Raw genomic sequence first — 14,663 nt, forward strand, 5'->3', positions numbered from 1 at the left:
GATCGCTATTCTGATCTTTTCAAAACGCGAATTTTAGCCCAATACGCTTGGGTTAAGGTTACTGATGTAGATAATTTGTCTTTGAAGACGCGATGAATCGCCATCTCTACAAGTGTTTTGGGCTTATCTGAACTGTATTGCCTTAAAAAGGGGGGAACCGGAGTCAAAGTCCCCCTTTTTAAGGCTACGGTGTACACACAAGTCAAAAAAAGATCAATTTCGCATTGTTCTCTCGTTTATCTCGTTCCTATGCTCTGCATAGGAATGCCTGATTAGAGGCTCTGCCTCTAGTCAGATATTGAGTCAGAGACTCAATGAATGCATTCCCAGTCGGAGACTGGGAACGAGGAAATGCTTATCAAGCTAGGTTTTTAGGACTTGTGTGTACACCGTAGCCTTTTTAAGGGGGGTAGGGGGGATAAATAGGTGCTGAAAGTCACAGCTAACCACTTTTCAAAGAACCTCTAAAGAGTGTCGCGCTTTGCCAGATATTGATACGTCTGCCAACGTGCATCAACCTCAGCTTGGGCTTGTTCTAACAGGTGTTTGGCAATATCAGGTTTGCTCTTGGTGAGCATTTTAAAGCGATTTTCTTGATACATCGAATGTTCTACCGATTGCGTAGGCGATCGCATATCCAATTGCAATGGATTTTTACCCTGGTTAAGCAACTCTGGATTATGCCGATACAGCAACCAACGACCTGATTCTACCAGAGTTTTCTGATGATTCATCCCTGTGGTCATGTTGATGCCGTGGGCGATGCAATGGCTGTAAGCAATAATCAGTGATGGGCCATCATAAGCTTCTGCTTCCAAAAATGCTTTCAGGGTATGTTCATCTCTAGCGCCAAGGGCTACACTCGCTACGTAGACATTTCCGTAGGTCATGGCAATCATCCCTAAGTCTTTCTTCGGTGCTGGCTTACCACTAGCGGCATATTTAGCAACTGCGGCTTTTGGCGTAGCTTTGGAAGATTGACCGCCTGTGTTGGAATATACTTCTGTATCCATCACCAAGATGTTGACATTCCGACCACTAGCAATTACATGATCGATACCGCCAAAGTCAATATCATAAGCCCAACCGTCACCGCCAACAATCCAGACGCTTTTTCTCACCAAGTAATCTGCAAGAGATTTGAGATTTTGGATTTGGGCATGGGGCATGGGGCATGGGGCATGGGAGTGGTAATTCCTTTTTTCTAAAAGTTCATCTAGCTTTTGTTTCAACAGCGCTACCCGTTCTCGTTGTTCCCAAATATCAGCCTCAGTGTTTTGTTTGGCATTGAGAATAGATTGTACCAACTCATGAGGTATTCCCAATTCCCCATTCCCAATTCCCCATTCCCCATTCCCCAATTTTTGCAACAATTCTGCTGCAAACTCAGCTTGTTTGTCGAGGGAGAGGCGGAAGCCAAAACCGAATTCGGCGTTATCTTCAAATAAATTATTAGACCACGCGGGGCCGCGTCCTTCGGCGTTGGTTGTCCAAGGAGTGGTGGGGAGATTTCCACCATAAATTGAGGAACAACCTGTAGCATTGGCGATGACAGCGCGATCGCCAAACAGTTGTGTTAATAATTTTAAATAAGGTGTTTCACCACAACCTGCACAAGCACCAGAGAATTCAAATAAAGGTTCTTGGAGTTGTTGCTGGCGAATCTGGTTGACTTTTAGCGATCGCCTATCAGGATTAGGTAAACTCAAAAAGAAATCCCAGTTTTTTCGCTCTTGTTCCCGCAATGGCAACTGCTGCGCCATGTTAATTGCTTTCAGCGATGACTCAGATTTATTTTTAGCAGGGCAAATATTTACACAAATCGTACATCCCGTGCAGTCTTCTGGTGCTACCTGAATGGTAAATTTTTGATTGGCAAAGTCTTTATCTTTTGCACCAGTTGATTTAAAGGTTTCTGGTGCATTGACTAACTCATCTGCTTGATAAGCCTTTGCCCGGATGGCGCTATGGGGACAAACCATGACGCACTTCCCACATTGTACGCACACATCCGGCTCCCACACAGGTATCTCTTCGGCAACGTTACGTTTTTCCCACTTGGCAGTACCTACGGGGAAAGTGCCATCAACTGGTAGTGTGCTAACAGGTAAATCATCACCTTCCCACACCATGATTTTGCCCAGAACTTCTCGCACAAATTCGGGAGCGGAGTCTAGCAATTTTGGATTTTGGACTTCGGCTGCGCTCAGTCGAACGATTTTGGATTTTGGATTGTTGATTGTTTGGGGGATATTTACTTTATGCAAGTTGTCTAGGGTGTTGTCTACAGCTTGCAAGTTCATGCGGACAACTTCTACGCCTTTTTTACCGTAGGTTTTGTCAATTGCTTGTTTGATTTTAGCGATCGCTTCTTCTTGAGGCAAGACACCCGCTAAGGCAAAGAAGCATACCTGCATAATCGTGTTAATTCTGCCACCCATGCCACTTTCACGGGCAACCTGGCTAGCATTAATTACGTATAACTTCAAATGCTTGTCGATAATTTGCTGCTGCACCTTCAACGGCAGATTTTCCCAGACGCTATCTACATTGTATGGACTATTCAGCAGCAAAGTCGCCCCAGGAATAGCAGCCTTCAAAATATCTATGCGTTCTAGAAATCCCCAATGATGACAACCAATAAAGTTGGCTTGGTCAATTAGGTAGGTGGAGCGAATTGGCTCTTTCCCGAAGCGGAGGTGAGAGACAGTCATTGAGCCAGATTTCTTGGAATCAAAGACAAAGTAGCCTTGGGCGTAATTATCGGTTTCTTCACCAATAATTTTGATGGAGTTTTTGTTAGCGCCAACAGTACCATCAGCGCCCAATCCATAAAACATTGCCCTGACAACATTATCCGATTCTGTAGAGAAGTTAGAGTCAAAGTTTAGAGAAGTATAAGTAACATCGTCATTAATCCCAATCGTAAAATGATTCTTCGGTTTAGCTTCGGCAAGATTATCAAAAATCCCCTTCACCATCGCCGGAGTAAATTCTTTAGAAGAAAGACCATAACGCCCACCAATAATTTTAGGCAGAGGGGAAAGAGGTAATTTTTCATTCTCTCCATGCCCAATGCCCAATGCCCCATGCCCCATTCCCCATACTTCATGAATAGCAGCCACAACATCCAAATACAAAGGCTCCCCGGCGCTACCTGCTTCTTTGGTGCGGTCGAGAACTGCGATCGCTTGTACACTAGTTGGTAATACTGCAACAAACTTTTGGACATCAAAGGGGCGGTAAAGTCGCACTTTGACTACACCAAGTTTTTCACCACGGGCGTTAAGGTAATCTACTGTTTCATGGACGGTTTCACAACCTGAACCCATAAGAACAATAACGCGATCGGCATCGTTGGCACCGTAATATTCATAGATTTTATAATGCCTTCCTGTGCGTTCTCCAAATTCATCCATGATCCGCTGGACAATTTCTGGACAGGCGTTGTAGTAAAGGTTCGCGCCTTCCCTTCCTTGAAAGTAGACATCGGGATTTTGAGCAGTCCCCCGCAATACGGGACGGTCTGGGGTCAACGCACGGCTGCGGTGGGCGAGTATTAAGTTATCGTGGATTAGCGATCGCAAATCATCATCTGAAAGTAATTTAACTTTCTGCACTTCATGGGAGGTGCGGAAGCCGTCAAAGAAATGCATAAAGGAGACTCGCGTCTCTAGAGTAGCAGCATGAGCGATGAGAGCAAAATCTTGACTTTCCTGAACTGAAGCGGAACACAGCAGGGCAAAACCAGTAGCCCGAGCTGCCATCACGTCGCTATGGTCGCCAAAAATAGATAAAGCGTGAGTAGCCAAAGAACGGGCTGCAACGTGAACCACGGCGCTAGTCAGTTCACCAGCAATTTTGTAAAAGTTGGGTATCATCAACAATAATCCCTGAGATGCCGTGAAGGTGGTACTCAGAGAACCTGTTTGCAAGGCCCCATGCACAGCACCAGCCGCTCCTCCTTCACTCTGCATCTGCACGACGCTGGGAATAGTCCCCCAGAGGTTAGGACGACTTTCGGCTGACCAAGCATCTGCCCATTCACCCATTGCTGAAGAGGGGGTGATAGGATAAATGGCAATCACTTCATTTAGTTTGTAAGCAACACGGGCGACAGCTTCATTCCCATCGATGGTTGCAAAGGTTTTGTTCATAATTGGATTTTTGTCCCCGTCTCTCAGTGTTAATAGTAAGAGCAGAATTCAGGAGTCAGAATTCAGAATAGTCAAAGAATTAGGAAAAAAATTTATACATAAATGTACTAATAATGCTGCATTCCTTTTAAAATCTGACTTTTGACTTTTGGATGTTGAATTCTTACTAAGAATTTATCAATGAATTTCGGCTCTTTAGTTAACTTTAAATAAATACTTCATATATTAGTATCTCATCCGAAATACTGTGTCTATTAATATGTATTAATAATGTACTCAATAGCTAAAGCAGTTATTAGATAAGGCTTTCAGTTAATTGATTATTTTTTGTGGGGTATGGGGTCGGGCTTTTATCTCGTTTTCATCCCCGTTAGGGGAAGTGGTTATGTAAAGTTAGCACTTTCTGGAATTTTGACTGCTAGCGTTTTGTTTACATCCCCGTTAGGGGAAGTGGTTATGTAAAGAGTTACCTTTTGGAAACCTTACCAGGAGCGGGTTTGAAACCCCCTAATCGACACACCTTTTTTCATTGTCAATAAAACGGTGCTTATTGATAAAAAAGTTGTGATTTTGTCGGCTGAAACCCTTGCTAAAAGAGCAATCGACACACCTCAACGAGATTATGCGGTTTTCAAGGATCGGGCGAGGTGTGTAGATGAACTTCAACACACTCTATGGAGTGTAAAATATCTTACTTAAGATTGTCAAGCTGTTCAGCTTTGGTTTTCGATGTTTAGTTCATCGCTTCAAATCCTTGATGTTCAATGATCTTCAATCCATGAGCAAGTAGAGACAGCAGTAAGCGGTTGCAAAATTATTGCTGAATGAATTGAAGGCGATCGGCTCAACGATATACCAAAATGAATGCGTGAATTACTGAAATGAGAAAGCAATCAAGCATTTTGAGAAAGCAAAATGCCTTTTTGCTTGCTGAATCCACTGAAATGAGAAAGCATTTAAGCTTTTTGATTAAGCAAAATGCCTTTTTACTTGCTGAATCCACTGAAATGAGAAAGCATTTAAGCTTTTTGATTAAGCAATCAGGCATTTTGAGAAAGCAATTAGGTATTTTGCTGATTAAATTCGACTTTATCTTTACTTTTACTTTATAAATGACTCCTTATACTAATTTAATTAATGATTGCAACACATCCTTGGGTAAAGACGCGATGAATCGCGTCTCTACAAATGGTTTATTTATCGCATTCTTTTTTCAAATTGGTATTAGATGTTGCTATTAAGATCAACGTAATCAAGTGCTGATGTTTGTTAGAGGTTGAATGAACAAGTGTTTCGCTGTGACTTTAGGCACTTTTAGATCCCCCCTAACCCCCCTTAAAAAGCTACCGTGTATACACAAGTCGAATTACCCCCCTTAATCCCCCCTTAGAAAGGGGGGAAAAAGAAATCTAGTTCCCTCCCCTTTGCAAGGCGAGGGTTAGGGTGGGGTAAAACCTTGGGTTTTTCAGCTATTTCAGACTTGTGTATACACCGTAGCCTTAAAAAGGGGGGAACTAGAATCAAAGTCCCCCTTAAAAAGGGGGATTTAGGGGGATCTAAAATTTTTGATGCTGACAAGAGGACTTTTCAAACATCCTTTAAGATTCAAGCTCAAAACCAAAGGCGATCGCTCAAAGACATCTGCGGTAAGAACAGTTTTCAGGCTTAGAGGTTGTTTGAAAAGTATTTCACTGTGACTTTAGGCACTTTAGATCCCCCCTAACCCCCCTTAAAAAGGGGGGAACCGGAATCAAAGTCTCCCTTTTGAAGGGGGATTTAGGGGGATCTAAAATTTTTGATACCGACAAGAGGACTTTTCAAACATCCTCTTATCAGCTTTTCCATATAATACAATACAGTTGACCCATGAAATATGACCCGTAAACCTCACGATCAGTTCGCCAATCAGTTTTTAGAGGAGCTACTATCACCCTTGGGCAAGGTAGAAGCCAATAAAGAAGTAGTTGATGAGACTCGGCAAGTAGATGTTTTGTTTTCACCAGCACCTACATCTCAAGCGCAAACGCAAAATCTAGGACTACTAGGAAGAATTGCTTTGCAGAGTACAGCCTTGCTAGAACCATACCGCAATCAACCCAGTAAGACAGAGGTACGAAACTGCCTTCTAAAGCTGTTCACTGTAATTGCAGATTCGCAACGCAAAGCCAAAAGAGAAGATACAAGTTTACCAGAGAGTGATTTAGCTCGGTTATGGATTTTAGCACCTTCGGCCTCCCCGGCATTGCTAGAAAGTTTTGGCGCTAAACTAGAGCTAGAAAACTGGATGAGAGGGGTATATTTTCTACCTTTATCTTTTAGAACGGCGATACTAGCGATTAACGAGTTACCTGTGACTCTAGACACGCTGTGGTTTAGGCTTCTCGGCAGGGGAACTGTTCAGCAGCAAGCAGTGAGAGAACTAGTTGCCCTTCCACCAGAGAACCTTGTACGCCGTAATGTTCTAGAAATAATTTACAGATGGCGTATCAGTGTAATGATCCAGCAAGACTTAACTGAAGACGATCAGGAACTAATTATGAATTTAACAGAAGCTTATCAAGAAGCAAGAGCGCAGGCTGTACAAGAAGGAGTACAGCAAGGAGTACAGCAAGGAATACAGCAAGGAGTACAGCAAGGAATACAGCAAGGAGTACAGCAAGGACAACGTTTAGTTGTGGAAAATTTGTTGAGATACAGATTTGGTTCTGTGGACGAGGAATTGTCGAGAGTCATCGATAGTTTGTTGCAGTTCCCACCAGAGGAATTTACACCTTTATGTTTGCAATTATCTCGTGAAGAATTGTTGGCAAGGTTTAGCTAATAATCTGTCATTAGTCATTAGTCATTAGTCATTGGTAAGGGTTTTAATACCAATTTAATGTGAAGTTGCACATATCTTGATCCCCCTAAATCCCCCTTAAAAAGGGAGACTTTGAATTCCCCCCTTTTTAAGGGGGGCTAGGGGGGATCGAATTCTATGCAGCTTCATAAAGAATTGGTATAAGGCTGTTTACGTTTCGTGACATAATTTGGTTTATTCCTGCCGACTTACTTAAGTAAGTTGACAAACTACGAATTGATATTACTTGCTTGTAGTGTAGATTCTGTGCTATCAGTCTTCAGCTGACCATCTTCCATATAAATGATGCGATCGGCAATATCAAGGATGCGGTTGTCGTGGGTAACTAGCAAAATTGTACAGCCTTGTTCTTTAGCTAGCTTCTGCATGATTTCCACGACATCGCGCCCAGATTTCTTGTCAAGTGCAGCAGTGGGTTCATCTGCTAAAACAATTTTAGGATGACTGACTAAAGCACGAGTGATCGCAACTCGTTGTTTTTGCCCTCCAGATAGTTTCTCTGGGTAATAATTTACACGATCAGCTAACCCGACAGTTTCCAAAATAGCGATCGCTTTGGCGTTAATATCCTGATTGAGAAAATCGTCATGCAACTCTAAGGACATCCGCACATTTTCTCTTGCTGTCAAAAAAGTCATCAAGTTATGCGCCTGGAAAATATAGCCAATTTGGCGACGCAGCTTAGTTAACTGCTGCTTTTTCGCACCACAAATTTCCTCTCCTAAGATTTTAAGGCTACCTTCTTGGGCAGAACGCAATCCACCCATTAAGGTTAACAAGGTGGTTTTCCCCGATCCAGAGGGGCCAGTCATAATCACGATTTCCCCAGCCTTAATCTCTAAATTAATGTCGAATAATACTTGTTTGCGAAGCCCACCTTCACCAAAGTAATGGTTGAGATTACTAACAGAAATTACAGATTCTAAAGTAGAAAGTGTTGAATTTGAATTTTCTGGTAAAGATTTTTGCAACATAATATTTTATCGGTTATTGGGTATAAAAAAATAATTACGTCTCTTGTAGAGACGCGATTCATCGCGTCTTCTTCTCCACAGACACGATAAACCGCGTCTAAAAAACTAAAAAACATCGGCAGGGTCAGCAGATCGTAATTTCCGCATTGCGATCGCACCAGAGACACTACACATGATCACGGTCAAAATCCAAACCTGGATCGCCCGTTCCATTTTCATAAAAATAGGAAGCATTGTCGCAGCGTATGTGACTTGATACAACCCAAAAGAAAGGAAGAATCCAGGCAGAAAACCTAAAATAGCTAATAACAATGCTTCTTGAATTAAAACTCCCAAGAGATAGTTATCGGTATATCCCATTGCTTTGAGGGTGGCATATTCTGGCAGGTGGTCAGAAACATCAGAATAAAGGATTTGGTAAACAATCACGATACCAACGATAAACCCGACTGCTGTACCCAAACCGAAAATAAAACCAATGCCAGTACCTTCTTCCCAGTAAGTCCTCTCCACTTTGGCAAACTCTTCTGGAGTCAAGACTCTAACATCTTTAGGTAATCCATTCACAAGTTGCGATCGCACTTTTTCTACATTGGCATCTGGTTGAAGCGTAATTAACCCAACTTCGATGCGATCGGGTTTACGTTCTGGGAATAGCTGGAGAAAGGTAGAGTCACTGGTGATCACATTACCATCGGCAGCAAAGGAAGCACCATCAGTAAACAAGCCTTTAACAAAAACGGCTTTGCTATTTAATTCTGTGTCAAATTTGCCTGTTTTCTTAAAGATATCAGCAACCGCCCCGTATTCTGGACGACCTGCCTGGTCAAAAATAACTTGGTATAACTGTTTCAGATCATCCTGATTTTGGTTAATTTCGGGCGATTTGAATGCGGGTTGTACCGGATCAACACCCCAAACCAAAATGGCACGCTCAAGACGTGTTTCGGGATTTCGCCACTGTCCGGTGCTGATATAGACAGAATTAACTGACTGAACACCTTCATAACCTAATGCTTGATACAGTCGTTCTCTAGAAAAGTTTTTTACCGAAAATAAAGTTTGAAATTGGGGATTAATTAAAATCAAATCTGCCTGTAAATTGCGATGAGGTTTCACAGCAGCATCAAAAAGGGCACTTTCAAATCCCAACTGAATAAACATCAGCATATCGGCAAAAGTAATACCTGCGACTGCAACAGCCAGACGGGTTTTTTCCTTCATTAACTGCCGCCATGCTAACGGCGTTTTGCGAAATAGTTTGGAAAACATATTGAAAAAACCCTTAATAACTCAGTGTTTCAGTTTGCTGTTCAAGCTGGCGCTCTCGCATTAACAAAAATAATGGAAGACCTAAAGACACACCAACCAAAAGATTACAGGCAATATAAACCCAGAGATTTTGCATTTTCAGACGTGTTCCCTCCCAAAATACAAATGTCCATAAAACTAGCGATGAAATAATAACATCCATACCAAAAAAACCAGAAATTTTGTTGGCAAAGAGTTGTTCAAAAAACAGCTTTATATCCAGACCATGCTCTAAGATGAATGGAACAAACTGGGAGTAAGGTAAAACGAAGCCAAGTACACAAAGCAGAAGATATATGACTTTAACCATGATTAGATTCACCTTATAAAAATGATGGAATACACGAGACAACAAACAACAACTCTATATAAGACTCCTATTTAATTTCTGAACAAGACTCAGTACGGATCTATGCTTTCTTTCCTATTCCCTATTCCCTATTCCCTATTCCCTGTTCCCTACCCTCCTATATTTCAATCGCTGTCTGTACCTGTAAGTTAGTGAAACCTGCAACTCGCTTGCTGTCTTCAGGATTGAGGCGAATTTTCACCTCAACTACTCGGCTATCAAGATTCTCCCCTGGCTGGTTGCTGAAAACGTTTTGTCTATTCACCTGCAAGCCAATTTGAGCAACGGTTCCTCGCAATTCACTGGCAAATGCTTGACTGCTAATCACTGCTTGTTGTCCTAATTTCACTTTACCGATATCGGTTTGATAAACTTCTGCTATTGCCATCATTTGGTCTGTTTGCGCTAAGTCTGCAATGCCAGAAGCACTAATTTTTTCTCCGATTCGCGTATGAATTTTGATGATTTGTCCCGCCATCGGTGCTTTGATGTAAGCACCAGCCAACTCGGTTTGGGCGTGTTTGAGTGTAGCGATCGCATTTTCAACTTCTGTCTGGGCTGCGGCTACATCTACAGGTCGCACTTCTGCAATACTGGTAAGTGTGGCTTTGGCTTCACTAACTTGCTTGCTACCAGTGGCGTTAGTACGGGCGAGTGCTGCTTTAGCTTCAGATAATTGTTTGGTAGCAGTGGTATTAATCCGGTTGAGAACTGCTTTGGCTTCGTCTACTTGCTGTTTAGCAGTTTCTACAGTCAAGCCTTTGCTGTCATATAAAGAATTAGAAACTGCACCTTGAGAATATAGCTGCTGATAACGTTGATATTCGGCTTCAGCATTTTTGAGTTCTGCCTCTAGCTTCTTAATGGTTGCTTCTTGCGCGATTCTGTCTCCTTCCCACTGTGCCTCTATGCGGAATATCGCTTCCTGTTGCGCTGTTTTATCTCCTTGGGATTGCGCCTGGAGGCGTTCAACACTTGCTTGCTGGGCGTTAATTTCTCCTACTTTTGCTCCAGCTTGCACTTGAGCGAGTTTGGCTTGAGCAACTCTAACTTGTTGTTGCGCTTGTAATACAGCAGTTTGTAAGCGATCGCGGGCATCTAAAATTGCTACCATCTGCCCAGCTTGAACGCGATCGCCTTCTTTGACTAAAATTTTGGCAATGCGATCGCCATCCAATGCCAAGGGTGCAAACAAGCTAATTACCTCTGCTTCCGGTTCTAGTCGTCCTAATGCAGCCACTTTTTGACTTTTAGGCGTGGTTTCTACTGGCTCAGATTTCTCAGCTTGACTAACTAGCCCAAACTGAGAAATCCCATAAACAACAATTCCACCTGTAATAGCAGTAGCGGCAATTACTAATGCAACTAACCATTTATTGGAAGCTTTGTTTGATACTTTTTGAACCATCTTTTTTACTCTCCTAAAAAATCATTTTATCTACATCAAATGAGCCGATAATGGTAGCAACTAACTCCCAACTCCCAACTCCCAACTCCCAACTCCCAACTCCTAACTCCCAACTCCTACCCCATGCTGCGACAAATATGCCGTGAGCATTTTGCCGAGTAGCGCACATTGTTCCATAAAATCAATTGTTTCGTCACCCCATAACTTCTCTAGAATTAAACCATTCACAAAGCTCAAGACAAAAGAAGCCAATACTGGATCTTGAATACCTACAAAATCGCAGGCAGCTTGCTGATAACGCTGATTGTTCCGCTTAAAAACACTATTATTCAACATTTCTTTAGAGTCTTGATGTTGACAAAAATCAATCCATATATAAGTCCATTTAATAAAGTAATCTTCATTTTTTACTAAATATCTTCCTAGTGCTTCCATTCCTTCTTGTAGGGTTTGCGCTCCTTCCAATTCAGCCAATGCTGCACTTAAATCTTGCTCACATATTTCTTGGGCCAATTGCTCAAATAAAGCTTGTTTGCTAGGAAAATAGTGGTACAACGTACCAGTAGAAACCCTTAATCCTTCGGCAATTTGGCGCATAGTAATGGAACCATAGCCTTTTTGGGCAAATAAATCAAAGCACTTGTCGAGCAGTTCTTTACGGTATTGCTCATGGTCAACAATCTTAGGCATGACTCAGGTTGTTATATCGAACGCTCGTTATATATAAAATTAGCATCTTTGGTATTGATATAGAATATTGCAAGGAATGAAGTACACAATAAAGCCTGTTTCACTCTAAATTTTCCTGTATGTACAAGGATATATTATTGTCTGCGTGAAAAAACTGAGTAGACATCTATAAAAATCCTAAATCATTCGTGAGAGATTTTAAAATAATCTCTTATGTGTAATTAGCTACTATAAAAATGGAAGTCATTTGCGTGGACTTCATCAAAACAACCTACAAATGCAGGTTTTGTCTGTGTTGCCGCGATTTCTAATCGCCAGAACTGAATAAAGTTTTACTTTATCTAGTTAATTGGCTTAAATCGAACATGCGTTATATTTTAATCTAGTTTTGCGCTAGATGTATTACTCATCAATTTTCATCGAAACAGAATTCAGGAGTCAGGAGTCAGAAAACAGACATAAATTTTGTACGAGTGGCGGTAAGCGAGTCCATGTTCACTTTTAGCGTCTTGTGCAGAGCATCTTGATTCTGACCGGAGCTAACGGAAACGTCTCCGGTTCCGCTCCTGAATTCTTCTTCATCTTTGCCACTTAGTACAAAGGTATCAAAACTTGTTTTGTAATATAATAATACGTGTGTTTTTTTAAGTAAAATTTATGGCTGATCGGAGAAAATTTTTAACAAGAGCAGGATATACAACTCTTTCTGCCTTATTGACTATGGGGTTTTTACAGAAGGATAAGCAAAAAGAAGACCAGAGTACCAATGAAATTGCAGCAAATTATCCAAATATAAATTCTCCTCTTCGGCAATTAGCTGCGGCCAAAGGAAAGCGTTATGGCGCAGCAATTTCTAGTGAATTTTTGCAAACAGAGAAGGATTACGCTAACCTGATTGCTCGTGAATGTTCGATTGTGACACCAAATGGTGAATTGAAATGGAACGCTACAGAACCACAGCCAGGAAAATTTACTTTTGAATCAGCAGATGCGATCGCTAATTTCTGCGAAAAACATAATATAGAAATGCACGGGCATACCCTTTTTTGGCACATGGGAAGACCAGACTGGCTTCCTTATCCCCCCACACTGAAGATGATCGAACGCCATGTTAAAGGAGTCATGGGTCATTATCGTAAGAGCAAGGTTTTAAAGTCTTGGGATATTGCCAATGAAATTATTGCTGATAATGAAAATGAAGCTGACAATGCTACCTACGGTTTGCGTAAAGGGGTAAAACGAGAATTGATTCGAGATTTATTTTTAATTGCCGCTTCAGTTGATAACACCAAGAAATTTTATCTAAACGATTTTGGCATCGAAGGCGCTACATGGAAATCAGACCGATTCTTAAAAATGATCGAATATCTAAAGAATAGTGACGTTAAAATTGATGGGGCAGGCATCCAGTCGCATCTATGGTTTTCTACTGCCTATGCTTTTGATGAGAAAGGATTTAATTCCGTCTTAAAACGGCTTAATGATCTTGAAGTTAAACCAATAATTACAGAATTAGACATTATCATTGATGCCCCATTACCCGATAGTATCAAAAAGCTAGACCAGATGGTAGCCGACAGTTACAAGCGATATCTTGATCTGTGCTTTGCGGCTAAAGTTGATACTGTCATTACATGGGGGATTACCGACCGTCATACCTGGATACGTCATCCCGACTGGATGCCAGGAAAAACCTTTAGGGACAATCCAAGTCTCTGGAAATTTCTGCGTCCACTTCCCTTTGATGAGAACCTGCAACCTAAACCTGCCCGCAATGCTATTGCCAAGGCTTTCAGTAGTTAACTTAATACTCAACCCAAGCTAAAATAGCTTTTTTTAAAAATTATTCTAAGCGAAGTATGTGGCGATGTTCTTCGCTACTCACAAACATTAAAATTGAATAAGATGCACTGACTAATTAATGATTAAGCCTTAGTACAGTATTTCATAAATTCTGGATGAATTGAGCGACCCACTGGTAAGGCTTCAAGAAACTCTTTCACGCTATGAACTTGTGAAATCTTGTACTTAGAAATAGCAGCATTTTATTTTTTTTTTCTTGACTTGAGATACTCCAAATTTCTCGTAAAAATAATGTGCCAACAAACCAAGGCTCAAGTAAGTAACGTCTCCAAAGTCTTTTAGGTTCAGAAAACAAGCGATACAACCATTCCAACCCCACTCTTCCCATCCAGCGAGGAGGAGTAGGCACTACTCCTGCTACATAGTCCATGCAGGCTCCACTAGTCAAAATAGTGTTGGTATGAATATGCTCAAGATTTTCAGAAATCCAATGCTCTTGGCGTGGCATACCCATCCCTACCATTAATACGTGGGGTTTGTAAGCATTAATTGCAGCCAGAGTAGCGAGATTTTCTTGACTATCTTTATCCATATCAATATAGCCATGAGCGCAAGCAATCTGTAAACCAGGAAATTTCTGGCACAAAATACTTACTCCTTTTTCAGCAACTCCTGGCTTTGAACCTAAATAGAATATACGCCAGCCTTTATTAGCAGCTTCCGCCATCAAAGACCATACCCAGTCAGCATAGGTTACTCTTTGTTCTCGTTTAATTGGAAAACCCAACAACTTTCCAATTAACACTAGAGGCATACCATCAATATGGGTATATTCTGCCTTGGCATAAAAAGCTTGCATTTCCGGATCATTATGGAAGAGATAAAGACTATGCAAGTTGTGATTAGCAATAATCCATTTCTTGTTCTTATCAATAGATTCTTCAATCAATAAATTTAAGTCGAGCATAGAGAGTGCATCGAATTGAGCACCCAGAAATTTATAAGAGAATCGATTTTTCATGTCTTTTTTTCTTTTGATCAGTATGAGAGGTTATCTCAAAATAAAGGTGAGTATTTTAAAATTAGTTTTTAGCAATATTTAAATACTTCG

Annotated in this window: 10 protein-coding genes; 3 read left to right on the forward strand and 7 right to left on the reverse strand. The window is 41.3% G+C overall.

Annotation, left to right across the window (positions count from 1 at the left end):
• Positions 1-464 precede the first annotated feature (464 nt).
• Positions 465-4,157 (reverse strand): pyruvate:ferredoxin (flavodoxin) oxidoreductase, encoded by a 3,693-nt coding sequence (gene nifJ / locus A4S05_RS28890; protein WP_069073220.1) that lies wholly within the window; start codon positions 4,155-4,157, stop codon positions 465-467.
• 881 nt (positions 4,158-5,038) lie between these two features.
• Between nifJ and A4S05_RS42155 the strand changes: the two genes are divergently transcribed.
• On the forward strand, positions 5,039-5,269 hold the full coding sequence (locus tag A4S05_RS42155) for a hypothetical protein (RefSeq protein WP_069073221.1): 231 nt from the start codon (positions 5,039-5,041) through the stop codon (positions 5,267-5,269).
• 761 nt (positions 5,270-6,030) lie between these two features.
• Positions 6,031-6,978, forward strand: coding sequence for a hypothetical protein (locus A4S05_RS28905; protein ID WP_069073223.1), 948 nt, complete (start codon positions 6,031-6,033; stop codon positions 6,976-6,978).
• 248 nt (positions 6,979-7,226) lie between these two features.
• On the opposite strand, the gene A4S05_RS28910 is transcribed toward A4S05_RS28905, so the two are convergent.
• The 5 genes from A4S05_RS28910 to A4S05_RS28930 all read right to left on the reverse strand — a co-directional run bounded on the left by A4S05_RS28910 (position 7,227) and on the right by A4S05_RS28930 (position 11,749).
• Complete coding sequence (locus tag A4S05_RS28910; protein ID WP_069073224.1) at positions 7,227-7,991, reverse strand: DevA family ABC transporter ATP-binding protein; 765 nt, start codon at positions 7,989-7,991, stop codon at positions 7,227-7,229.
• 105 nt (positions 7,992-8,096) lie between these two features.
• On the reverse strand, positions 8,097-9,263 hold the full coding sequence (gene devC / locus A4S05_RS28915) for an ABC transporter permease DevC (protein WP_069073225.1): 1,167 nt from the start codon (positions 9,261-9,263) through the stop codon (positions 8,097-8,099).
• Between the two features lie 13 nt (positions 9,264-9,276).
• Entirely contained in the window at positions 9,277-9,612 is a 336-nt protein-coding gene (locus tag A4S05_RS28920) for a DUF2834 domain-containing protein (protein ID WP_069073226.1), read from the reverse strand.
• Positions 9,613-9,769: 157 nt separating this feature from the next.
• The gene (locus A4S05_RS28925; protein ID WP_069073227.1) at positions 9,770-11,059 is read right to left on the reverse strand and encodes an HlyD family efflux transporter periplasmic adaptor subunit; all 1,290 of its coding nucleotides are present in this window, start codon (positions 11,057-11,059) and stop codon (positions 9,770-9,772) included.
• A 102-nt stretch (positions 11,060-11,161) separates the two neighbouring features.
• Positions 11,162-11,749, reverse strand: coding sequence for a TetR/AcrR family transcriptional regulator (locus A4S05_RS28930; protein ID WP_069073228.1), 588 nt, complete (start codon positions 11,747-11,749; stop codon positions 11,162-11,164).
• Positions 11,750-12,406: 657 nt separating this feature from the next.
• Between A4S05_RS28930 and A4S05_RS28935 the strand changes: the two genes are divergently transcribed.
• Entirely contained in the window at positions 12,407-13,552 is a 1,146-nt protein-coding gene (locus A4S05_RS28935; protein ID WP_069073229.1) for an endo-1,4-beta-xylanase, read from the forward strand.
• A 196-nt stretch (positions 13,553-13,748) separates the two neighbouring features.
• On the opposite strand, the gene A4S05_RS28940 is transcribed toward A4S05_RS28935, so the two are convergent.
• Positions 13,749-14,573 carry a WecB/TagA/CpsF family glycosyltransferase gene (locus A4S05_RS28940; RefSeq protein ID WP_069073230.1) on the reverse strand — a complete coding sequence of 275 codons (825 nt, stop codon included), beginning with the start codon at positions 14,571-14,573 and terminating at the stop codon, positions 13,749-13,751.
• Positions 14,574-14,663: the final 90 nt, after the last annotated feature.

This window comes from Nostoc sp. KVJ20 (genome assembly GCF_001712795.1).
In the GTDB taxonomy this organism is placed as follows: domain Bacteria; phylum Cyanobacteriota; class Cyanobacteriia; order Cyanobacteriales; family Nostocaceae; genus Nostoc.

What these genes read in the sequence shown, in the direction of transcription:
- A4S05_RS28925 (WP_069073227.1), bottom strand. Translation starts at nt 11,059, where the DNA reads ATGGTTCAAAAAGTATCAAACAAAGCTTCCAATAAATGGTTAGTTGCA.
- A4S05_RS42155 (WP_069073221.1), top strand. Translation starts at nt 5,039, where the DNA reads ATGAGAAAGCAATCAAGCATTTTGAGAAAGCAAAATGCCTTTTTGCTT.
- A4S05_RS28920 (WP_069073226.1), bottom strand. Translation starts at nt 9,612, where the DNA reads ATGGTTAAAGTCATATATCTTCTGCTTTGTGTACTTGGCTTCGTTTTA.
- nifJ (WP_069073220.1), bottom strand. Translation starts at nt 4,157, where the DNA reads ATGAACAAAACCTTTGCAACCATCGATGGGAATGAAGCTGTCGCCCGT.
- A4S05_RS28905 (WP_069073223.1), top strand. Translation starts at nt 6,031, where the DNA reads ATGACCCGTAAACCTCACGATCAGTTCGCCAATCAGTTTTTAGAGGAG.
- A4S05_RS28940 (WP_069073230.1), bottom strand. Translation starts at nt 14,573, where the DNA reads ATGAAAAATCGATTCTCTTATAAATTTCTGGGTGCTCAATTCGATGCA.
- A4S05_RS28910 (WP_069073224.1), bottom strand. Translation starts at nt 7,991, where the DNA reads ATGTTGCAAAAATCTTTACCAGAAAATTCAAATTCAACACTTTCTACT.
- A4S05_RS28935 (WP_069073229.1), top strand. Translation starts at nt 12,407, where the DNA reads ATGGCTGATCGGAGAAAATTTTTAACAAGAGCAGGATATACAACTCTT.
- devC (WP_069073225.1), bottom strand. Translation starts at nt 9,263, where the DNA reads ATGTTTTCCAAACTATTTCGCAAAACGCCGTTAGCATGGCGGCAGTTA.
- A4S05_RS28930 (WP_069073228.1), bottom strand. Translation starts at nt 11,749, where the DNA reads ATGCCTAAGATTGTTGACCATGAGCAATACCGTAAAGAACTGCTCGAC.